Raw genomic sequence first — 21,853 nt, forward strand, 5'->3', positions numbered from 1 at the left:
AGTTCTCCTCGGGTCTCCGGAGGTCGAGTGACGAGCAACGATGGGGACGCCGTCTTGCCTCCCGGTCTGCTGCCGATCCCGACGGTCGCGGATCCTGACTTGTGTACGGTGCTCGCTGATCTCGTCGCCGACCCTCGCCGACGAATCGACATCGTCTGCGGCCCGGACGATGCAGGGAAGTCCACCCTGCTGCGCCACCTCGCTCCCGCCTGTCGCCGCTCCGGTCTCAGGGCGCAGCTCGTCGATCTGTCATTGGTCGAATGGCGAGAGCTCCTGCGACAGGCCGATACAAATATCGTTCTCATCGACCATCTCGACCGCATACCCGAGCGGGATCAGTTCCAGGCCGCATTCACCATCCTGGACCGCGTGTTGCCGGCGATGTTCGCCAGTGGTCTGTCACGGCTCATTCTCGCTTACGGGGCCGAGTGGCGCCGTCGTTTCCAGCGCGCGTATCGCGTGCGTCCCGAGTCGCTGTTGCGGGGAGGCACTCCAGGCATAGCTGTCGCCGTCCACGAGATTCGGCCGTTCACGTCGACGGAGCTCGCGGACGTCTGCAAGCAGATCGGGCTCACTCCCGAGGATTTCGACGATCCGGCGCTGCGCTGCTCCGGCGTGCTGGCGATGGCATCGGAACTGGCTCGCGAGCACACCACACTGATCGGATCGGTTCTACGGGACCTGCTGGCTCACCGCTGGATCGAGACCGCCAATGATGCGTCCGCTCGCATCGTCCGGCAAGGGCTGTGGGATCTCATGGGCACCCGAATGCTGCTCACGGGAGAGTTCGCTCTTGGCGGTGAAGAAGTCACGGCGGCGCTCGGGCCGGGTTTCACCTGGGATATCGTGCGTGCGCAGATCGGTGGGCCTCTGCGATGGGAGGACAACCAGGTGCAGTCGGACCGGCCGGCCTGGAGCGACGTCGCCGGTGCGAGAGCATTGCGGACGCTGCTGACGGGGCACTCCCGGGACACGATTTCCCGGCCGCCTCGGACGTCCGTACTCAAGGCGCTCGTCGACATCAGCGACCGTGGGGAGCTGAAAGCAGATGTTCATCAAAAGCTGATCGCACTGCGAGGCAACGACTTTGCCTCAAGCGGATACCTCGGACCGGTGATCGGAACGCTCAGCGCTCAACTGTCCGCGGACGCAGCTTTGATCTTTCAAGACCTGTCGTTGCAGGGACCCGATCCGGAACGGCTCCGGCCCATCGGCGCCGAGGTGGCCACACAGGTCGAGCAGGCGTTGGTTCGCTCCATGGAAGTTGCGGCCGACGGACTGTTCAAGGCTCTGCGCCTGAGCACTGTCGCGGCGGCGAGCGGCTATCACGGCGGCTACGAATGCTGGCAGACCGCACGGCGATGGGCAGCGGCCCTGCCGTTGCGCGCATCCGCCGAGAACGCAGCGCTGAACCTGTTGCCGGCCGACGGATCATGGCGTTACGAAGACATCCTCGATGTCTCCGTCACGGGTGCCACCACCAGATTCATGAGCAAGCACGCTCCTGCCCTGGCATCTGCACTGGCGCCGCTACCTGACCCACTTCCGCAATACCTGGCCGACGTGTGGGACGGGGTCAACGACGGCGCCTGGGACCAGATCGACAGCCGTCCCGAAGAGTTCGTCTCCGCTCTGTCGTTGCCGGACGAGGTGGGGCGGCCCGTGAATGCGGTCGGCTGCCGCATGCAACGTGCCCACTTCGGTGAGCAGGACGCCGACGGGTGGCGGCTGGTCCGGTGCGACCTTCTGCTGGCCGACTTCCGTTCCTGCCGCAACGTCGAACGCACCGACTTCACCGGCTCGAACTGGTGGTCGGCGATCCTCCCGCCGCCGGCCAGGTATCACCACTCGCGGCTGTCGAACGAGTCCGCTTTCCGGGCCTGGTGCGCATCTCCGCCGTGGACCAATCCCTTCTTCACGGGCACGTGGCCACACCCCTTCGACTAGGGCGGGAGGAAGGATGCCACTGGCAGCCCAGAAGCTGCGCCTGATCACCACCGGCGCATGCAACCTGGCGTGCTTCTACTGCCACAACGAAGGCCAGGCCAAGGAGGACACTTTCGCCCGTCCGGGCGACCTCAGGCGAGTCAGCACTGCCGTCCGGGACCGCGGATTGCTCGTCTCCGAGGTGACGATCAGCGGCGGCGAGCCCCTGCTCCATCCGGAGCTGGACGACATCGTGTCGCTCGCCGCCGACGTGTGCGCACGGGTGACCATGGTGAGTAACGGGCTGCTGGCTGATGGCCGCCGGCTCGACCGGTTGGCGGCGGCCGGGCTGCGCAAGCTCCGCCTCGGCGTGGACTCGCTGGACACCACCAAGCCTCGTCCGTCGCGTGGGCGCCTGCCGACCCCGTTCGTGGTCGGAGAGGTGATCGAAACTGCCCGAGCAGCCGGGCTCGAGGTCGACCTCAACACGGTGCTCACCCGGTACAACCGCCAGGAGGTGGGTACCTTGATCGCGTTGGCCCAGACGATGAACGTAAGCATCAAGTTCTTCGAGCACGTCGCCGTCCAGACATTCGGCGCTGACGGCACAGGTGGCGTCATGGCAGCGAAGCCCCAGGTGCCGTACGAGGACTTTCTCCAGCAAGCCCGGCTCACGCTGGGCCAGTTTGCCGAGTTCACCCCTGCCGGGGCATTCGGCGACGCCAACCTCCACCATGTCGCCGGTGACTTCGAGGTGCGTTACTGCCGCTACCTGTGCAACTTCGATCTCTGCTGGCTGACCGGCACCCGGGTCGATCCTCACGGTTACGTCTACAACTGCATGTCCAACCGCGGCATCGATCGCCTGACCAGCCGCATGACGCTCGACGAAGTGGCCGACCTTCTGGAACGCGGCTCCGCTCGGCAATGCCGGTCTTCGGCTGACCGGGCGTCCCAGCGGTGATCCTGGCGCTGGAAGGACTGGACGGCGCCGGCAAGACCACCGTGGGGCGCCTTCTTGCCGACATGATCGGGGCTCGTTACGTGCCGTTGCCGCCCCCGAAGACGACCTTGGCGGACACCGCCCTGTTCCGGGAGCTGAACTCGAGCGCACGGTATTTGTACTACCTCACCGGGGTTCTGGCTGTCGCCGAGGAACACCACGATCCGGAGATCGTGCTCGCCGACCGTTTCGCCGCCTCGGCTCACGCGTTGCACCTTCGTGTGCCTGGCACCTTGGCCCAGAAGTTGCGTGGCCTCCCGCTTCCGATGCCCGACGTGACGTTCTATCTCGATGTCGACGAGTCGGTGCGCCGCGCCAGGCTGGCGGCACGCGGCGGCGCCCTGGACCCGTTCGAGCAACTCCTGGACGTCGACGCGGTTTTTCGAGCCGAGGTCGCCGCCACCATGCGGTCGTATCGGAATACCCACGTGATCGACACGACGACGCGATCGCCGTCGCAGGTGGCCCGATTCGGGGCGTCTCTCTGGCGGGAGCTGCAACGGGCTTCGGGGTGATTGCCGCGACCCACCAGGGTCCCTAGACTTCGCGAACGGACCACACCGGAAGACGATCAAGATCGATGTGTTGAATGACCTCGAACCAGTCCTTCTTCTGCGGCGTGCAGTGCGTGGTGTACCAGCAACCGGGGAAAGCGTCAGTCCTGCTGGGGCGACGATTCCAGACCTCGGGCCACGGCCTGTGGGCGCTGCCGGGCGGGCACGTCGAGTTCAACGAGTCGCCGATCATCACGGCCCGGCGCGAACTGCTGGAGGAGACCGGTCTCTTCGGGGTGACCGCCAGGCTGGGGCCCACCTTCTTCACCTACACGACAGAGACGCCGTACGCGCACGTGCCGGTGGTCTTCGAGGACGTCCGCGGTAAGGCACATGCGATGCGCGACGAGCACTTCTCCGAGGTGCGCTTCTTTCCGCTGGACAAATTGCCGCGGCGGCTCTTCGAGCCATCACGCAGAACACTGGCCACGCTCGGCAGCCCGCTTCACACTGCCTTGCTCGGCCAGTCTCACGCCTCATTTCTGAAGATCGACATGGCCGTCGTCGACGCCGAACCATCCGGCGAATCATGCACCATTCTGTTGTTTCGCGACGTCAAACGTACGACGCTGGTTGCCACGAGGGTGCGCCGTCAGCGCTCCGGTCACGATGTCAAGCAGGCACACTTCAGCGATTTCGACGCCGCCGTGCGAAGGCTCGACGGCCTTGTCCGGCGACGTCTGGAGGACCACTATCTCGTTACCGACGTGAGCGGCGATCTCACCGTCGACGGCGTCCACGAGATTCTCCCCAACGCCGGAAAGATGCGAATGATCAGCGACGTCCTGATCCGCCGGCTGGTGGAGGACGACCAGTTCCGCCACGCCTTCGCCGACCAGCTCGACCGAGCCGACCCGCCGCCGCAGCCGGTGTCCGTACCCGCCCGGCAGCTTGTGCTCTTCGACGTGTGAGCTCGATCGGTCATGACGCCTCTCACCGAGATACTAGCGATTTCCTCGACGACCATTGCCGCGATATCGGCGACCATTTCCGCGATCAGCGCGGCCAACTCGCGCCGATCCGCCCGCGCCAGTGAGACCGCGTTGCGGGAAACCCGTGAGCAGCGGCAGGCGGACAATGCACGCAGAGAGCTGAACACCATCGGCGACATCTACGACCAGGCCACCGAACTGATCCGGGCGCTCGCCGTGGACCTGTACCGCGACCCCGCCTCCGTCGAGCAGAGACGGGAACGGCTCCGGCGCCAGATGATCGTTGCCGGAATCTCCGCACCCGGGGTTCAGCACCTGCTCTCTGCCACCGGGCCGCTGACCGAGGATCAGATAGAAGCGGTACGCGCCGACCTGACCAAGCGATCCGCCAGTCTGCACCGTGTCATCACAGGCACGTCTGAACGCTAGGCGGTGGCCATGGTGCGGCGGTATTCGTGGACCGGGCGCCAGCGGTCGTGCAGCGTGGTGATCAGGGAGATCATGACCAGGAAGAACAGGGTGTCGTAGCCGTCGAGCTGGTTGTCGAGGATCCAGTTGGCGACCGTGGCCAGGGCGACGTTCAGCATCAGCCGGGCCAGGAAGGACAGGACGGTGTTGCGGATCGTCCAGCTGCGGCGGGCGACGGCGAGCGACACGGCGGCGTTGAGGACGACGGTGATGCCGACGCCGATGAACAGGTTGGTGGTCGATCCGGTGTAGTCCGGCAGCATCTGGGCGAAGATGGTGCAGAGCAGGCCCAGCAACACGGCCTTCTCGAAGGTGTTCCATGACCAGACCCGGTCGTTCTGCACGCGCCAGGCGCTGCGCTCGTGGGGCTCGTCGATGGCTTCGGGCTGCGGCTCGGGGCGGAACTGCCAGTCCCAGTCGGCGGGGCGCAGCCGGGGCCGCACGGCGCGCTGGAAAAGCACCGCGAGGCCGGCGACCAGGGCTACCAGCAGACCGATGGCCCACTGGTGCCGGGCCAGTTCGTCGGTGACGTCGAGCTGGGCGACGTGCAGCCACCACTCCTGCGGCAGTTTGATCACTACCCAGATCACGCCGGCCAGGCTCATCCACCAGCCGATCAGCAGGGTCACCGGCGACCAGCGGGAACGAATGGTCTCGTACGCGATGAAAAAGTACTCGAACACGTTGGGGAACACCAGCAGCAGCCACCGCAGCTGGGTGAACTCGAAGATCAGCGCGCCGACGAGGCGGTAGTAGAACAGGAACCGCGAGATGCGGAACGCGGGTTCGCTGGTCCAGTTGCGCAGCGTCGACAGGTACGCGATCGACAGATAGAACACGTCCATGGCCTTGTCGTACGACTGGTAGCCGGGCGGGTCGTACCCGAAGGCCTGGAAGATCGTCTGGTCGACGCCGTCGAGCACCAGGCAGGCGATGACGCCGGGCAGCGGGTAGTACGGGATGGCCAGCGGAAGCAGGAAACGCGCCGCCACCACGACGACGAAGGCCACCGCGGCTCCCGTGCTCACATGAGCAGCCTCTCAGAGCAGGGGCAACTGTCATAGGCAAGCAGTAGTTTGGGTTTCGTGACGAACGTTGACTTCTATTTCGACCCGGCCTGCCCGTTCGCCTGGATCAGCTCGCGCTGGATTCTCGAGGTGGAGAAGCAGCGCGACCTTGACCTGCGTTTCCGCGTGATGAGCCTGTACGTGCTCAACGAGCACCGCGACATCGACGACTGGTACCGCGAGCTGGTCACCCGCGCCCTCGGTCCGGTTCGGGTGCTGACGGCCGCCGCTCAGCAGCACGGTGAGGGGGTGCTGCGCGATCTCTACACCGCGATGGGCACCCGCATTCACAACAAGCAGCAAAAAGACTTCGATGCGGTCGTACGGGAATCTCTGGCCGAGGTGGGTCTGCCGGCCGAGCTGGCCACGGCGGCCGGCAGCACCGACTTCGACGAGGCGCTGCGCAAGAGCCACCACGAGGGCATGGACCCGGTCGGTGATGACGTCGGCACCCCGACCATCCATATCGACGGCGTGGCGTTCTTCGGCCCGGTGCTCAACAGCATCCCGCGCGGCGAGCAGGCGCTCAAGATCTTCGACGGCGCGGTGGCCCTGGCCGGGTACCCCGACTTCTTCGAGCTCAAGCGAACCCGTACGGGGGAATTGAAGTTCGACTGATCCTTGTCAGGCCGCGAAGCGGTTGACCTTGGCCGGGTGCAGGACGATCCGGGTCATGCCGGTGGTTCTCCACTCCGCGACGAGCGCCTGGTGGGCCGGGTCGGCCATGTCGTAGTAGCGGTCGGCCAGCCGGGCTGCCAGGTCCGCCCCGTCGTCGTGCAGGCTGACCGTGCCCTCGACCGAGACCCAGTGCTCGGGTTCGCCGGCGGGGGCGGACACGACGACGGACGCTCGGGGCTGCTCGCGCAACTGCTTCAGCTTGGGTGCGCCGGGGTCGGAGAACATCTGCAGGGTGCCGTCGCCGGAGTGCTCGAACCACACCGGTCGCGGCGCGGGCCAGCGGTCGCCGCGGGGTGCGACGGTCAGGAAGGCGTAGAGCGGACGGGCGAGCAGGGTCAGGTCCTCGTCACGGAACATGTGATCAACCATAGGCACGAGGCCCGGCTCTTCCTGACGGCGGGAGGGCCGGGCCTCGTACGGGGGAACGGTTTTACGGGGTTTCGGCGGTGTGCAGGGCCGCGACCTCGGCGTCGGTGAACGCGCGGTTGAAGGCGTGCACCTGGTCGACCGAGCCCGACCAGTAGTCGGTCTTGTTGCCCGACCACTTGGCGCGGCCCACCGACAGCGGGCCGGTGCTGACCACGTCCGGGCCGGCCGGCACGGCAGCCACCCGCTTGCCGTCGACGAACAGCCGGATCTCGCCGGTGGCGTGGTCGCGCACTCCGACGAGGTGATACCAGCGGTTCAGCTCGGGCGTGGTCTCCAGCCGGGCCCGGTTGCCGCCGGGGGTGCTGAAGGCGAACGCGCCCTGCCCGTACTGCAGGTAGAACGGGTTCTCGCGGGCCCGGCCGTCCTGGCTGACCGCGGTCGCGTAGTTGCCGGGCAGCTTGTCCAGCGTCACCCACGCCGCGATCGTGTAGTCCTTCGTCGTGTCGACGACCGGCGCCTTGGTGTCGGCCGAGTCGCCGTCGCCGTCGAACTTCAGCGCCGAGCCCTTGACGCCGGGCGTCCACGCCGTGTCACCGGTCAGGGTCAGGTCGGCGCGGCTTCCGCTGCTGTCGCGAGCGGTCGTGCCTTCACCCTCGTCCAGCTTCCAGTCCCCGCGGCCGGGGAACGTGGCGTCCGACGCCGCCTGGGCGCCTGCCTTGATCACCTTGGCGTTGACGGCCCGTACGGGGGCGGGGTCGACCTTGATCTCCCGGCGGTCGTACGTCCAGAGCCCGTTGAGTTCCGTCTCCAGGTCGGTGATCTGGGTGTAGACCGACCCGGACAGCTCCGCCCCGGCCGCCTCGAGGTAGAAGCGCTCGGTGTTGTCGACGTACTTCGCGGTCAGCGCGGCCTTGTCGGCGACCCCGCTGTAGATGACGGCCGGCGGGCCGGGCCACATGTGCCCCGGGGTGCGCAGCGTGAAGCCGCCGTGCTCGCCGTCCATCGCGATGCGGGTGGCGTCCGGGTACGGCGGGTCGTTGTTGACGTAGTCGTGGTGGTCGATCACCTCGCCCTTGCCCGAGTCACCCTTGGAGGAGCAGCAGTTCACCCCGCTGTGCGCGTTCAGGATGCGGGACGGGTCGGCCGCCTTGGTCTCCTCGGCGATGCGCCCGGTCTCCTCCCGGTTCCATTCGCCCCAGCCCTCGTTGAACACGATCCAGCCGATGATCGACGGGTAGCTGTGCAGCTGCCGCATCATTTCGCGGCCCTGGCTGAGGAACGCCTGCTGGCCGGTCGTGTTGTTGATGTCGGCCGACACGAAGTCCTGCCAGACCAGCAGGCCCAGTTCGTCGGCGTGGCGGTAGAAGCGGGCCGATTCGACCTTGATGTGCTTGCGGACGGCGTTGAAGCCGAGCTTCTTCGTCTCGACCAGGTCGAACTTGAGCGCCGCGTCGCTGGGCTGGGTGTACAGGCCGTCCGGCCAGAAGCCCTGGTCGAGCGTGGCCAGCGAGAAGATCGGCTTGCCGTTGAGCACGAGCTTGGGGAAGCCGCCGACCTTCTCCACCTCGACGGTGCGCAGACCGAAGTAACTACGTACGGCGTCCTTGCCCTGCTTGACGTCGAGGTCGTAGAGGTAAGGGTTGTCCGGGCTCCACAGCTGCGGCTTGCTGACCTTCAAAGTCAGCGGCGTGTTGGGCGAGCCGGTGACAGTGCCGACTTCTTTGCCCCTTCTGTCGTACGCGGTGGCGGTGACCTTGGCGGTGGAAGTGGAGTTCACCTGCACCGTGACGGAGGTGAGCGTGGGAGTGGTGACCACGGCGTCGATGCCGCCCGGCACAACCGGCTCCATCCACACCGTCTGCCAGATGCCCGAGGAGGGCTCGTAGACGATGCCCTGCGGGTTGAGCGACTGCTTGCCCTTGGGCTGGTTCGGGCCGGTGACGTCGGTGACGCCGACGATGATCTCCTGCTGGCCGCTGCGCTTGAGGGCGTCGGTGATGTCGGCCGTGAAAGCGGTGTAGCCGCCGGTGTGCTCGGTGACCAGCTTGCCGTTGACCCAGACCTTGGCCTGGTAGTCGACGGCGCCGAAGTTCAGCTTGACCCGCTTGTTCTTCCAGCCCCCCGGCACGGTGACCAGCTTGCGGTAGAACATGTGGTCCTCGCGCCGCTCGAGGCCGGACAGCTGCGACTCGACCGGGAACGGCACGGTGATCTTCTCGGCCAGCTTCTTGCCGAAGACCGGCTGTTCGCCCGCCTCGGCCCCGGCGAACTCCCACGGCCCGTTCAGGTTGAGCCAGTCCTTGCGGACCAGCTGCGGGCGCGGGTACTCGGGCAGCGGCTTGTTCGGGTTGAGCTTCTCGCCCCACGGGGTCAGCAGCCGGTGCGCCGAGTTGTTGACGGCGGTCCGCTGGAACTCCGGAACCGTCTCGCCGCCGACGACCAGGCCGCCCGTGCCGTCGTAGCCGACGCGCACCCGCTGACCCTTCTGCACCGGGGCGCCCAGCGTGAGGACGAGCTTCTTGCTGCCCTCGCGCTTGGCCGACCTGACCGGGAACGGGGTGGTGTCGACCTCGACCTTGGCCTTCTGCGCGAACTGCCCGACAGCGGACACCGTGCCGTCGAACTCGGCGGTCACCTTGGTGCCGCTCTTGTCGGCCGTGAACGCCACCGGGAAGACCTGGAAGCCGTCCGGCGGGGTGAACGCCGACTCCGGCACGATCTGCTTGGCCAGCCCGGCGCCGGCCCAGCGCAGGAACAGGTTCGCGCCGCCGACGTCCTGGAACAGCTCGATGCGTACGGTGTGGGCCTCGCCGGCCACGAGGCGTACGGGGGCGCTGGTCTGTTCGACGTCCCAGTCGCCGACCCAGTGGTCGATCACCGGCTGCTCGTCGAGGTAGAAGCGGAACCCGTTGTCGCCGATCATCGAGAAGGTGTAGTCACCGGTGGCCGGGGCCGTGAGCTTGCCGGTCCAGCGGGCGGTGGTGTGCTCGCTGCGGCCGGTCAGCGTCTGGAACGTGGCGTCCAGCCCGGGCAGGTCGACGTTCGGGTCGAGCACCGTGCCGCCGAGCTCGGCGAAGTCGCGGGCGCCGGGCGCCGACATCCGGAAGTACTCGCCCTTGAGGCCATGAACGGTCACGGCGGCCTGGGCGGGACCGGGGACCGAGAGGATGGAAGTTATCAGCAGGAGGGCGAGCAGGAGGGGTCGCACGGGCGATCGCGGCATCGAGTGTTTCCTTTCGATCAACGGCGCGTTGCGACCACATTGAGGCATCGAAATGTGTTATGTCAACAGAACAAAACACGTCCGGACATATTCGCTACTGAGGTTGCACGAGCAACCGTGTGACCGCCGTCACAGTGTTTGGTGATCCATGGCGGGCGCCGCCGTCGTCTGACCGGATGTGAGAGTGACCGAGCTGGACGAGGAGCACCTGTTGCGGCGCGTCGCACGGGCCGACCGGGCCGCGTTCGACGAGCTGTACCGGCGGACGTCGCCGTGGCTCGCCCTGCGGCTGCGCCGGCGCTGCTCCGACGACGGGATGGTCGCCGAGGTCATGCAGGACACGTACCTCGCCGTCTGGCGCGCCGCCGGCTCGTTCACCGGCCTGCAGGGCGGGGGCAGCGCGGCCGGCTGGCTCTGGACCATCGCGGCCCGCCGGCTCGTCGACGCGATGCGTAAACGGGCGCGCCACCCGGAAACCCCGTCCGAGGAGCTTCCCGTACGCAGCACGCCCGCCGCCGAGGACGAAGCGCTGGCCGGCTCGATCGGCGACGAGGTCGGCGCCGCGCTGTCCCGGCTCGCCCCCGAACTGCGGGCGGTGCTGCACGCGATGGTGCTCGACGGGCTGACCGTACGGGAAACCTCGATCCTCCTCGGCCTGCCCGAGGGAACCGTGAAGAGCAGGGCCCGGCGCGCCCGGACCACCTTGAAGGAGGCCCTGTCGTGAGCACGCACCTTCCGGCCGGCTCGCTGGCCGCCTACGCCGCCGGGGACCCGGCCCTCGACGACACCGCCCTGTGGACGATCGAGGTGCACCTGGAGAACTGCGCCGACTGCCGCGCGCACCTCGCCGACCTGGTCCCGCCGCCGCTGACCGCGCTGCTCGACGAGGTGCAGGTGATGATCGACAGGGGGGTGCGCACGGGTCCCGAACCGGACCCCGGAAGTGCCTGGCGTCGCCTCGCACACCGCTGGGTCGCCTGGGAGGTGCTCCCGTGGCTGGTCACCATCTGCGCCGCCGTCGTCGCCGCGTTCGCGCTCGACCGGACGTTCCCGCAGCGGCCGTCGATGGTGCTGCTGCTGGCGCCGGTCGCCCCGCTCGCGGGCATGCTGGTGGCCTGGTCCCGCCGTACGGATCCGGGCTGGGAGATCGTGGCGGGCACCGCCCGTGCGGGCCTGGAGCTGCTGCTGCGCCGTACGACGGTGATCCTCGCGGTCGTGCTGCCGCCGCTGGCCCTGGCCGGTTGGAGCCTGCGCATGTCCCCGGCCCTGTGGCTGCTGCCCGCCCTCACCTTCACGGCGGCGACCCTGCTGCTCGGCGGCCGGATCGGGGTCGTACCGGCGGCCTCGATCCTGAGTGGCGCCTGGTTCCTGGCCGTCGTCACCCCCGCCGTCGTCACCTCGGACATCCCCGTGCTCATCGAGCCGGCCAGCGCACCCGGCTGGGCCGTGGCCGCTGTCGCCGGCACGGCCCTGGCGATCTGGCGGGCCGGCGACCACCGGCGCGTCACCCCTCGGTGACACCACACCCCTCGGTGACACCACGCCCGTCGGTACACGTCACCCCCTCGGTAGATGGAGGAACATTGGTACGCATGGTCAGTGCCACGGAGTTGCGTCCCTCGACCAACGCCTGGCCCATCGAGGCCGAGGCCCTGAAGGTCAAGGCGGGACGGCACCTGGCCGTCGACGGCCTCGACCTCAAACTGGGCGTCGGCGTGCACGGTCTGCTCGGCCCCAACGGCGCCGGCAAGACCACCCTGATGCGAGCGTTGTCGACCGTCGAACGGCCTTCCGGCGGCCGGCTGCGGCTGCTCGGCGAGGACGTCACGAACGGCCGGGTGCTGCGGTCGCTGCGGTCCCGGCTCGGCTACCTGCCCCAGCACTTCGGCTTCTACCCGCGCTTCACCGTGCGGGAGTACGTGGAGTACGTGGCCTGGCTGCGCGAGATGCCCAAGGCCGACATCGGAGAGGCCGTGCAGCGGGTGATCGAACGGGTCGGGCTGGCCGACCGGGCCGGCTCCCGGCTCAAGACGCTCTCCGGCGGCATGCTGCGCCGCGTCGGCGTGGCCCAGGCGATCGTCAACAGCCCCGACGTGCTGCTGCTGGACGAGCCCACCGTGGGCCTCGACCCCGAGCAGCGGGTCGAGTTCCGCGCGCTGCTGCGTGACCTCGGCGCCGACAGTTGCGTGCTGGTCTCGACCCACCTGGTCGAGGACGTGGTCGCCGCCTGCACCGACGTCGTGCTGGTCAACGAGGGCCACCTCGTGTGGCAGGGCCTGCCGGCCGACCTGATCAGGCTCGGCGAGCAGGGTGGCGTCGGCGACAGCCCAGCCGAGCGCGGCTACAGCACGATCCTGGCGAGCCACCGGAGCGCGGCATGAGGCGGATGATCGGCATCGAGCTGCGCCGCTCCAACGCGCTCACCCTGGTGCTGCTGATCGTGGGGGCGACCGTCGCCGCGCTGGCCCTGTCCGGCAACGACTGGCACACCACCTGGACACGTCTGTCCTACATGCACGGATCCGCCCTGTTCCTCCTCCTCCCGCTGGCCGTTGCCGGTGGCGCCGTGCTCGGCCGCCGCGAGAAGCGCACCCGGGCCGACGAGCTGATCGCCAGCACCGGGCGGCCCAAGGCACAGCGGCTGCTGCCCGGCCTGCTCGCGCTGGGCGTTGCCGCCGCCCTGGCCCACGGGATCGCTTTCGCCGCCGCCGGGATCCTGCCCGCGGTGACCGGAAGCTACGCCGGCGTCACGGCGCTGCTGTGGCCGCTCACCGGGATGGTCGCCATGCTCGGCGGCGTCTGGCTGGGCCTGGCGGCCGGCCGGGCGTGGGCCTCGCCGCTGGTGCCGCCACTGGTCGCCGTGCTCGCCCTGTTCGCGCAGCTCGGCCTGTCCGAGGCCGGCGGTCCCGGTGGGAGCTCGCCGCTGCGCAACCTCTCGTTTCTTTCCCAACCCCCCTCGTACGACTGGGAGATGATCGCCCCGGCGGTGCTGCTCGGCTGGACCGTCCTCGGGCTCGGCCTGGCCGGCGCCGGCTACCTGCTGGCCACCGGCCGTTCCTGGATGCCCCGGGTGGCCGCGGTCGCGGTGCTGGGCGTGGCCGGGACCATCGCCGCGGCGGTGCCGGGCACGGAGCAGAAGGACCACTTCCGCGTCGACGCCGGCGCGCAGAAACTGGTGTGTGCCGACGGCGCGCCGCAGGTGTGCGTGACGGCGGTCCACGCGTACGTTCTGGACGACGCGGCGCCGCAGGTCCGCAAGGCGATGCAACTGCTCGCGAAGCTGCCCGGCGCCCCCACCCGGGCCGCCGAATGGCGCGCCGACAAGGTCTACAACTTCGGCGATTCGGACTGGATGACCGGCGGCACCACGCCTCCCGAGCCCGGCACGCTGGCCTTCGACCTCGTGCTGGACGACAACAAGATCAGTGACGCGCTGGTCGAGAACATCGTCGTCGGCGCCGGCACCTACTGGAACGGCTGCCAGGACGGCTGGGACACCGTCGCCGGGCGCGCGGCAGGGGCCTGGCTGATGGGCACCGACAAGCTCGACGGGGTGGAGGACGGCTCCGAGCGCGACCCCGAGGCGCAGCAGCAGGTGCAGACGGTCCTCGCCGCCCTGCGCGCGGCGCCCGAGAAGGAGCAGGTGCGGCGGGTCGCCGCGATGCGGGACGCCGCGCTGAGCTGCGAAGACGTCGACCAGGTCGCCATCCTCACCGGCAAGGCGTCGACGTGATGCGCTGGCTCACCCTGTACGCCCGCTCCCGGCGCCTACCCCTGGCGATCCTGCTGTCGGTCGCCGCGGTCGCGCTCACCTGGGCCGGTTGGGGCCTGTTCACCGACCGGCGCGAGATCAATCAGAGCCTCGCGGTGCTGACCGTCCTGCTCGCGCTGGCCCCGCTGATCCCGACCATGGCCGGCGACGACGACTCGCTGGAATCGGGAGTGGCGCTCAACTGGCCGCCCCGCCGGGCGCTGCACGTGCTCGCCTTCGCCGCCGTCGTGTCGGTGCCGCTGCTGGCCAGCGCGGCCACCGGCGCCTGGTTCGGCCCGGCCGGCGTGCTGCTGCGCGACGTGGCCGCGCTGGCCGGCCTGATCGCCCTCGGGGTCGCCCTGTTCGGCATCCGCCTGAGCTGGCAGCTGCCGGTCTGCTGGACCGTCCTGCAGATGCTGTTCGGCAACCTGGCCGAGCCGGGCTGGCGGGAAGCGCCGTTCCTGCTGTTCCAACCGGCGTCGAGCAAACCCGCCGCGGCGGCCGCGATCGCGCTGATCGTCGCCGGTGTGCTGGCCTACGCCTGGCGGGTCGGCCCGCGCACCGCCCCGGCCGAGGTCGCGTTCGGTCAGTAGGCCTTGCGGCTGATGCTGTAACGCAGCGTGAGGAACGGCAGCCCGTACAGGGAAAAGGCATGCTCGGCGCGGAGCTCGCCGTCCACCGTGTACACGTCGAGACGCTCGGAGAAACCGGGCACGACGAGCGTCGTCATCTCGCGGCTGCCCGAATCGATGAAGCTCAGATAGTGGCCCGGGTGGGCGAGCTCGCTGCTGCTGGTCAGCACGAGCCCGCCACCCGGGCGGGGCAGCGGCAGCAGCGTGGCCGTGAAATTGCCCTGCGGCACCGGGAACCCGACGCTCACATAACCCCGGCCGTCGTGCCGGTACGTCGTGTAGATGCCCACATAGATCGGCTTGTCGGTGTCGGCGAAAGAGCGGATCCACCCCCGTACGCCGATCAGGTCGTCGCCGTCCGGGGTGATCGTGTCGATGCGGCTGCGCACGCCGCGCAGCGTCTCCCGCTGGTTCATCGGCACGTTGGCCTGGCCCAGCGGCTGCGCGACCAGGCTGCGGTAGAGCAGATAACCCGGCCGGACCCAGAGCCTCCACTCCGGCACGATGTCGAGCTTGAACCGGGTCGTGCGCTCATAGAATTCCCGTACGAGGGGGTCGACGCCCGCCGGATCGAACTGCGGCCCGGCCAGGTCGTCGAGCGACGCGACGATCCCCACGTCCTGCGCGTCGGCCACGTACCTGCCCCCGACCACATCGGCCAGGGCTCGCACATAATCCGTGCCGACATATCCCGTACGGGCCTCCAGCGGCACCACGAACGGCAACTCCTCGGCGGTGGCGCTCTCGGCCAGCAGATCCACCTGCGGATCGCGGAACAGCAGCGCCGACAACACCCGGAAACCGACCACCGCGCTCGCCGCGACCGCACCCGGGTTCGGGTCCTTTCTCAGGCGCCAGGCCGCTCCCGCTGCCAGGCCGACGACCGGGCCGAGCACAACCTTCTGCGGACGCAGCCCGAGCGCCCCGGCCACCGTGCCCGCGGCCAGAGCCACCGGCATCGGGCCCGCCTTGCCCACCCAGCCGGCCTGAGCGGCGATCGCCCCGCTCATGATGACGCGCGACCACCAGGGCGGCACCTCGTTCGGTTTCTGACGCGCCCGGGCGAGGGCCTCGGTCGCGGCCAGAGCCACCGCCCCGGCAACCGCGGCCGTAGCCTGCCTTTTCAGCGTGCTCCCGGCCGGCGCTGAGGCCCGCCGCCGGCTCAACATCCCTCCGGCCGGCGCTGAGGCCCGCCGCCTGCGGCTCAACGCGGCGCCGGCCAGCGCCCCCACTGCAGCAGAAAACGCAATCCCCGCAGCTCTGCTCATCAGCGCATGGTAGTCACCCACATACGCCGCCGCGTCCAACAGGACGTCGACCACGGCTTGCGGCTGCGACACCATCGACACGCACGAGACAACAACCTCGCTGATCTTCGCGGCCGGCCCGTTCGGCCATCGAACGCTGCACCGCCGCCGGCATCACACGGCCCTCGGTGCCGACGACGGCCCAGCTCGGCAACATCCTCCAGGCCGCGGTGACCGACGGCGTGGTGTTGGCGCCCAAGTGAGGGCCGCCGCACCGCCGCGATCAGCCACCGGTCGGCCTCCGGCAGATCCTGCGCGAACGCCCTGTGCACCGACTCGGGCTTGAGGAACACGTCAGCGTCCCCTTGGGCGCGCCCGGACAGGCCGCGATGTACCGCGGCTCTTCCGGCGCCCGGCCAAGGCACGAGCCGACGCGGATGTCAGGTGTCCACCCGGCCGGGACCCAGGACGCCGGCGCGCCGCCTCGCGCCGATTCAGGCCAGAACGGCTGCGCGGACGGCATCACCGAACCGCTTGTTCCGGACCATTTCGCCCAGCGGGACGCCGGTGGATTCTTCCTTCTCGATGATGCCGTTCAACGCCGGCAGAAGCTTGAAGATCTCCCGCTCAGCGGCGCCTGTGTCCCAGACCAGTGCCGCCAGCTTCTCGCATTGCTTGGCGGCTTCCTTGGGAGATGACGGGAGCCGACCGGGGCCGATCGCCCGTAACTTCAGCGCGGCCATGAGGTGATACCTGGTGGGTCGGTAGTACGAGCGGACTCGCCGATTACGGAACAGCCACTCCAGGCGATAGTGCGTCGCCGCCGCGACGTAGTAGGCCGCCGGCAGGTGACCGGGCTGGAACAGCTCACCATGCCGCCGGGTCGTGAGGTCCTTGTAGCGGCCCACCGATGCCGGCTCGCCGAGAAACATCGCGGCATATGCCTTCGTAAGCTCGGTGCGGTTGATCACCCGGGTCTTCTCCACCTCCGGCCGGTTGGCGTACTGCTTCGATCGGCGCTCGTACCAGAGCCGCCGCGTCGTTTCCTGTGCCGCGAACCAGTCCTCCAGCTCCTTGTGGAAATCCTCGCGGACCGACAGTTCTTCTTCACTGACCGCCGTCTGACGGTTCGTGGCGGCGATGATTCCGGCGATGACCTCCTCGTCGCCGGAGTGGACGACACGAACGCTGAGCTGAACCTCGTCCGACAGGTTATGGCGCTCGTGGAACAACACATGGCATGTCTGGCACCCGTTGACGACCTGGAAATCACGGATGTGCACCTCGTCGCCGACCACCCGCAGATTGCGCGTAACGACGGTGACACCGTTGTTCAGCACGGCGAAACGACGCCTTCTCGCGTCGTCGCGGACGGTCTCCCGAATCTGGGTGTTGACCGGGTTGTAGCCCTGGAAGTCGCGGACGTTCTCGTGGAACAACGCGGTGCGGATGTGTCCGGTCGGGTCGGTGAGGACCTTCTCCACCAACTCCCGGGCCGACACGATCCCGAGCAGCGACTCCTCGACACCAGGCATCTTCGGCAGCGAGACCTTCTTCGCCATCTCGAAGGTCGCCGGCACTGCGTGCGTCGCCCGCTTGTAGAGCTCACGCAGATCGTCACGCGTGATGCATTGGACGGTCACCTCGTCGAAGCGTCCCGATCGCATCAGGTTCCGCTCGGCAGTGACGCCCTTCTTCCTCAGCATCTCGGCGACCTGAACGCCGGTGGTCACATAGCGGACGTGCAACTTGGGCCGTCCGCCGGAGAACTTGGCGATGTTCCGGTAGACGGCATCCAGACCCGCACGGAAATTCTCCACGTCGGGCGAAGCGGGGTACGGCAGTTCGCCACCCTTGACGACCACGTGAGACAGGTTGTCGACCAGGTCGGCAATCACCTTGCCCTCGAAGCCCTGGCTCGTCTTCGCCTGGACCACGATGATGTGCACGTCCAATTGCTTGGCCTGGTCGGCGACCGCCTCGACGTCGGCCTTGTCGTGCAGCAGATTGCCGTTCACCAGAATGCCGCAGACGTCGATCCCGTAGTCGTTCCCGCCACCCATACGAAACGAGTCGGGGGCGAAGTCGCTCTCGTAGAACGAGCTGAGGACGCAGAAGCCGGCGAATGCCTCGAAGGCTTCGTTCTGGGCGAGAGCTTCCAGATCGTGGTCGGCCTGGAACTGTTTCATCAGGCTCTCGATGACGATGTCCATCCGCGTTCCTTCACTGTGCCCTGGCGCGTCGGAGGACTTCCTCGGCGCTCAGTGCGCTTTTAGGGTGATAACTCAGGCACATCGGCGTTTTGAGGCGGCGGAACGGTTTTCCTTCGGCGACGGCATAGAACTCGCCGGCCTTGAGCCGCGAAATCTCCAGTACCGCACTTCCCTTAGCCTGAGCAACTTCCTTGGCCGCAGCGATCTGCGTGGGACTGTTCAGGAAGCCGTAGAACTGCGTCGCGGCGTTGCCGACGACACGGTTATGGATACCTTTCGGAGCCTGCGTCGCGAAGATCAGGCCGAGGCCGTACTTGCGGGCCTGGCTGGCCAACGCCAGCGCGCTCTCGGTGCAGGCGGTGACCGGCCCCGAAGGTACAAGGGTCTGCGCCTCATCCATCACGAACAGCCCGCCCAGTGGCTTGTCACCGGCCGGATGACGCTTGACCCAGGCGAACAGCGCCATCTGCAGCTGATTCACGAAGCTCTGCCGCTGCTCGTCGGTCGGAAGGCCGACGAAGTTGACGACCGAGATCCGGGCCCGCTTCCCCGCCGCCGGAGTCATCAGCACACCGGGATCAAGCGCCACGCCGGCCCCGCCGAAGAGCGGATCGTTGACCATCGCAGCCTGCAATGTCTCCGCCATGTCGGCGGCCAACTCGTACGCCTTCGCCAGCGTGGCAGCCTCGTGCGGAAGATCCTTCAGCAGGTCGACGAAGTCGGCCAGTCCCCCGCCACCACGGCGGGCGAAGTGAGCCATGGCCTGCTTGAGGACGGCCCGTCCGCGGTCCGCCTTAGCGGTGTTCGCGGCCATTCGGGCCCGAGGGGCCAGCGCGGCAACGGCGGCATCGAGCGCCAGCGCGAACTCGTCGGGCTCGTCCAGCACCGCCTTGAAGTCGGGCAGAGGTTGCAGGCTGAGCGGCCGACCGGATTCCCGCCTCGGCGTCCACACCACCACGTCGGTGCCGTCAAGGTAGTCGGCGGCCTTCCGTGGATCGTCCGGCCCCCATTCGTCGGGCGGCGTCGGCCACGGATCGCCGAGGCGTGCAAGGTCGTTGTTGGGATCCAGCACGATTGCAGAGACGCCGTGAATCGCGCACTCCTCGATGATGCGACGGATGAGGACCGTCTTGCCTGATCCGGACCCGGCGAAGATGACAGTGTGCTTCCGAAGTGACTCGAGCGTGGCGCGCACCGGCCTACCATCCGAGGAGCCGAGGCTGATCTCGTTCTCTGCCTCGGGCTCGTCGGCAGTGTTCGGTACTTCGGTTCCCAGCTTTTGCGCCGAGGGCGGCCCGAAGACCGTGGTGAACAGCGCGGTGTTCCATGCCGGCTGACGCGACACCAACCAGTGCGGCAAAGCTGGATCGTGTTCGTCGAGCATGGTGGCGAGCGCGTCGAACGTACGCAGGTCGTCCTCGGAGACCTCGGTGATGATCCCGCCCAGATCGAGGAATTCCTGGCGTACGCGCCGGCTGACCGGGCCACCGGGCCAGTCGGTGTTGCGCAGCAAGACGGCGCGGCGCTTACTGATTTCCTGGCGAAGATTCGCGAAGTCGCGTAGCCGGCGAAGCCGCGTCTGTACGGCTCGGTGGTGCGGATGGGACAGGGCCCGGAACGACCACTGCGCTTCGTCCTCGCTGGTGTCGTCGAGGGTCTCGCGCAGCCAGGCGTGCAACGAAGGGCTGCCGTCCTCGCCCGGCTGCACCTTGTACCGGCTGCGCCGCTCGCCCTGCTCGATCGTCCAGGCGCGTAGGCCTGCGTCGAGCAACCGAGGCATCGTCTGATCTTCGTGGGCAGGGTCGGTCGCATCGCCGATCTTGGCCTGGCCGCGCAGTTCCGCCAGCCGCACGTCGAACCCGGCGAGATGCTCCGGTGGCGTGTTGGGCGCGATCCGCTGCTCCGGTCGTGCCACCTTGTGGAAGTCGGTGAGCTGAACGACGACACTGCGGTCCAGGCAGGACTCGACGTGATCGTCGGCACGCTGCAGCAGCTTCCGGGGCGTGAAATCGGTCGCGGTCGCGAACGCCTCGGGCAAGATCGGCCACGTCGGGTACGGCGGGTCGAAATCGGCCGTCTCGAAGAAGGGCTCGAACTTCGCCGCCAGCAGACGCTCGGCGATCTCGGGAGAGGGAAGAACGGTGAGCCTGGTCTCCTGCCGGAAGCGATTGGTGACCGAGTCCAGGGCGAACTTCCTGATCAGATTCCACGACGTCGGCAGGCATGCGACGACCGTGACCGTGCGGCTCAGCACCTCGCGCAGCTGCATCAGCCCGTTGCCCAGATCGGCGGCCAGGTCAATCGGCTCACCCGCTGACGTCCGTGCCTGGGCGAAAATCGTGTCGATCTGATCTACCGCGAGCATGGTCGGCCCGGTGATCGCCAAGAGACGGGAGATCTCCCCGGCAACCTCCTGCGGTTTCTTCAGGCCCGCGGGAAGACCCCATTCTTTGAGTGTGTCGGCTGTTCCGTCGTCCGCCGAGAGCAACCAGCTCTCCGCCGCGTCGGCGACCTCTTCTTCAGGTGAGGCGATCAGTACCAGGGCGCGGAGGGTGTGCCGACAGTCCCGCCCGGCCTCCGGGTAAGCACGCCGTACCCCGTTCACCAACTGAGCGAGCGCCTCCGGCGTAATCGGTCGGTCGCCACGCGCCATGAGCCTCGTCGCGTCGGTGACCTGCGCGATTTCGGCGAGAGCGCCAAGGAAGACCGAAAGCTGCTGGTGTCGGTACGAACCCGAACGCCGCAGTCCGCGGAGGAAGGCGTGCACGATGCTGGTCCAGAAACTACGACCGTCAGCGATGCCCATCAGGAAGAAATAGCCGTGTCTGAGCTGCACCTGCTCACGGGCCCACCGAACCAGATGGGTCTTGCCGGCGCCCTGCCGCCCCTCGATCACGAGACCGAGCGGGCATCGAACCTTGGCGTTCTCCGCCTCTTCGAAGGCACGCAGCAATGCCTCGCCGACATCGCCGTTCAATTCGTCGATGTGAATGTCCAGAGGCGACCAGACATCCTCTTGGGTCGGCGCCCAGTCCAGCCTGCTCAGTTCGGAGAGCGCGCGTCGCTCGGCCGGCTCTATCACAGCTTCCCGATCGCGATCAGATGCATTTCCTCACCGCCGACACGGATTGCGGCGGCGCGTGCCTCGGGGGTCAGGATGCGGCGGTTCGGGTCCGGGTCGAGATGAATCTGTTTCCGGCGGTTGAGATCGAGAAGCGTGGCGTCGAGATCCGCTCGGGAGACTCCGGTGAGCCGTTCTCGGATCTTCTCGAGGCCGACCAGATCGCCGGATCGCTCAGCGAACTCGCCGTAGACGCGGCGGATGCCGTCCTCGACAGACTCGTCCGGCGCGAAGACATCGGCGAGCTGGTAATCCAGCTTGCGCATCAGCCGGTCGAGGTTGCGCAGCGTTGCGTAGTGCAGGCGCCACGCCGGCGATGTCTTCGCCGGTGGCTGCGCGGTCAACTCCTCGCGCGCTCTCGCCCATCCCTTGTCGGTGAGCTCGTGAAATATCGCCTGACGAGCACCTTTCCGCCACGTGATCAGTTTCTCATCGCTCAATTGATCACGATCAGCCTTTTTGATCGTCAATCCGTATCGGCCATGAAGATCCGGATTGGACGCCTCGGAAACGTGGATCATGAGTGCGATCAAGGCTTGGCGGGATGGTGTGCTGAGGGCGTCGGCCATGGGAAGCATCATGGCCGGTGCGTAGGAAGAACGCGACTGTCCAACATGACGATTGACTACTCACCAGGATGCAGGTATCGCCCCTCGACATCGGTGATCA

The 21,853-nt window shown here is 67.9% G+C and carries 18 protein-coding genes; 11 read left to right on the forward strand and 7 right to left on the reverse strand.

Annotation, left to right across the window (positions count from 1 at the left end; all coding sequences use genetic code 11):
- The first annotated feature begins 27 nt into the window (after positions 1 to 27).
- The 5 genes from C8E87_RS44095 (at position 28) to C8E87_RS40695 (ending at position 4,844) form a co-directional block, all read left to right on the forward strand.
- Positions 28 to 1,947, forward strand: a complete 1,920-nt coding sequence (locus tag C8E87_RS44095; RefSeq protein ID WP_166661443.1) for an ATP-binding protein — start codon at positions 28 to 30, stop codon at positions 1,945 to 1,947.
- 13 nt (positions 1,948 to 1,960) lie between these two features.
- The gene (locus C8E87_RS40680) at positions 1,961 to 2,890 is read left to right on the forward strand and encodes a radical SAM protein (protein ID WP_166661444.1); all 930 of its coding nucleotides are present in this window, start codon (positions 1,961 to 1,963) and stop codon (positions 2,888 to 2,890) included.
- Entirely contained in the window at positions 2,887 to 3,444 is a 558-nt protein-coding gene (locus C8E87_RS40685) for a dTMP kinase (protein WP_133878665.1), read from the forward strand. Before C8E87_RS40680 ends, C8E87_RS40685 begins: the two co-directional genes overlap by 4 nt.
- A gap of 74 nt (positions 3,445 to 3,518) precedes the next feature.
- Entirely contained in the window at positions 3,519 to 4,394 is an 876-nt protein-coding gene (locus tag C8E87_RS40690) for an NUDIX hydrolase (RefSeq protein ID WP_133878666.1), read from the forward strand.
- A 12-nt stretch (positions 4,395 to 4,406) separates the two neighbouring features.
- Complete coding sequence (locus C8E87_RS40695) at positions 4,407 to 4,844, forward strand: hypothetical protein (protein WP_133878667.1); 438 nt, start codon at positions 4,407 to 4,409, stop codon at positions 4,842 to 4,844.
- On the opposite strand, the gene C8E87_RS40700 is transcribed toward C8E87_RS40695, so the two are convergent.
- The gene (locus tag C8E87_RS40700; protein ID WP_133878668.1) at positions 4,841 to 5,911 is read right to left on the reverse strand and encodes a hypothetical protein; all 1,071 of its coding nucleotides are present in this window, start codon (positions 5,909 to 5,911) and stop codon (positions 4,841 to 4,843) included. The two genes, C8E87_RS40695 and C8E87_RS40700, sit on opposite strands and share 4 nt — an antisense overlap.
- A 57-nt stretch (positions 5,912 to 5,968) precedes the next feature.
- Here C8E87_RS40700 and C8E87_RS40705 point away from each other — a divergent pair, with 57 nt between their 5' ends.
- On the forward strand, positions 5,969 to 6,568 hold the full coding sequence (locus tag C8E87_RS40705; protein WP_133878669.1) for a mycothiol-dependent nitroreductase Rv2466c family protein: 600 nt from the start codon (positions 5,969 to 5,971) through the stop codon (positions 6,566 to 6,568).
- Between the two features lie 6 nt (positions 6,569 to 6,574).
- Here the strand turns inward: C8E87_RS40705 and C8E87_RS40710 are convergent, their stop codons facing one another.
- Positions 6,575 to 6,985, reverse strand: a complete 411-nt coding sequence (locus C8E87_RS40710; RefSeq protein ID WP_133878670.1) for a pyridoxamine 5'-phosphate oxidase family protein — start codon at positions 6,983 to 6,985, stop codon at positions 6,575 to 6,577.
- Positions 6,986 to 7,058: 73 nt separating this feature from the next.
- Complete coding sequence (locus C8E87_RS40715; RefSeq protein ID WP_133878671.1) at positions 7,059 to 10,220, reverse strand: LamG-like jellyroll fold domain-containing protein; 3,162 nt, start codon at positions 10,218 to 10,220, stop codon at positions 7,059 to 7,061.
- A gap of 184 nt (positions 10,221 to 10,404) precedes the next feature.
- Here C8E87_RS40715 and C8E87_RS40720 point away from each other — a divergent pair, with 184 nt between their 5' ends.
- The 5 genes from C8E87_RS40720 (at position 10,405) to C8E87_RS40740 (ending at position 14,564) form a co-directional block, all read left to right on the forward strand.
- Positions 10,405 to 10,944, forward strand: a complete 540-nt coding sequence (locus C8E87_RS40720; protein WP_203720897.1) for an RNA polymerase sigma factor — start codon at positions 10,405 to 10,407, stop codon at positions 10,942 to 10,944.
- Positions 10,941 to 11,738, forward strand: a complete 798-nt coding sequence (locus C8E87_RS40725) for a zf-HC2 domain-containing protein (RefSeq protein WP_133878673.1) — start codon at positions 10,941 to 10,943, stop codon at positions 11,736 to 11,738. Before C8E87_RS40720 ends, C8E87_RS40725 begins: the two co-directional genes overlap by 4 nt.
- A 74-nt stretch (positions 11,739 to 11,812) precedes the next feature.
- Positions 11,813 to 12,601: an ABC transporter ATP-binding protein gene (locus C8E87_RS40730; RefSeq protein ID WP_438866516.1), complete on the forward strand. Its 789-nt coding sequence runs from the start codon at positions 11,813 to 11,815 to the stop codon at positions 12,599 to 12,601.
- Entirely contained in the window at positions 12,598 to 13,953 is a 1,356-nt protein-coding gene (locus C8E87_RS40735) for a hypothetical protein (protein WP_133878675.1), read from the forward strand. Before C8E87_RS40730 ends, C8E87_RS40735 begins: the two co-directional genes overlap by 4 nt.
- Positions 13,950 to 14,564: a hypothetical protein gene (locus tag C8E87_RS40740; protein ID WP_133878676.1), complete on the forward strand. Its 615-nt coding sequence runs from the start codon at positions 13,950 to 13,952 to the stop codon at positions 14,562 to 14,564. The genes C8E87_RS40735 and C8E87_RS40740 overlap by 4 nt, the downstream gene beginning before the upstream one ends.
- Here the strand turns inward: C8E87_RS40740 and C8E87_RS40745 are convergent.
- The 4 genes from C8E87_RS40745 to C8E87_RS40760 form a co-directional block, all read right to left on the reverse strand.
- Positions 14,558 to 15,871, reverse strand: coding sequence for a hypothetical protein (locus C8E87_RS40745; protein ID WP_133878677.1), 1,314 nt, complete (start codon positions 15,869 to 15,871; stop codon positions 14,558 to 14,560). The two genes, C8E87_RS40740 and C8E87_RS40745, sit on opposite strands and share 7 nt — an antisense overlap.
- Positions 15,872 to 16,344: 473 nt before the next feature.
- The gene (locus C8E87_RS40750) at positions 16,345 to 18,063 is read right to left on the reverse strand and encodes an AIPR family protein (RefSeq protein WP_133878678.1); all 1,719 of its coding nucleotides are present in this window, start codon (positions 18,061 to 18,063) and stop codon (positions 16,345 to 16,347) included.
- A gap of 10 nt (positions 18,064 to 18,073) precedes the next feature.
- On the reverse strand, positions 18,074 to 21,145 hold the full coding sequence (locus C8E87_RS40755; protein WP_239080575.1) for a helicase HerA domain-containing protein: 3,072 nt from the start codon (positions 21,143 to 21,145) through the stop codon (positions 18,074 to 18,076).
- Positions 21,142 to 21,753, reverse strand: coding sequence for a hypothetical protein (locus C8E87_RS40760; RefSeq protein WP_133878679.1), 612 nt, complete (start codon positions 21,751 to 21,753; stop codon positions 21,142 to 21,144). Before C8E87_RS40760 ends, C8E87_RS40755 begins: the two co-directional genes overlap by 4 nt.
- Positions 21,754 to 21,853: the final 100 nt, after the last annotated feature.

The sequence above is a fragment of the Paractinoplanes brasiliensis genome, from assembly GCF_004362215.1.
In the GTDB taxonomy this organism is placed as follows: Bacteria; Actinomycetota; Actinomycetes; order Mycobacteriales; family Micromonosporaceae; genus Actinoplanes; species Actinoplanes brasiliensis.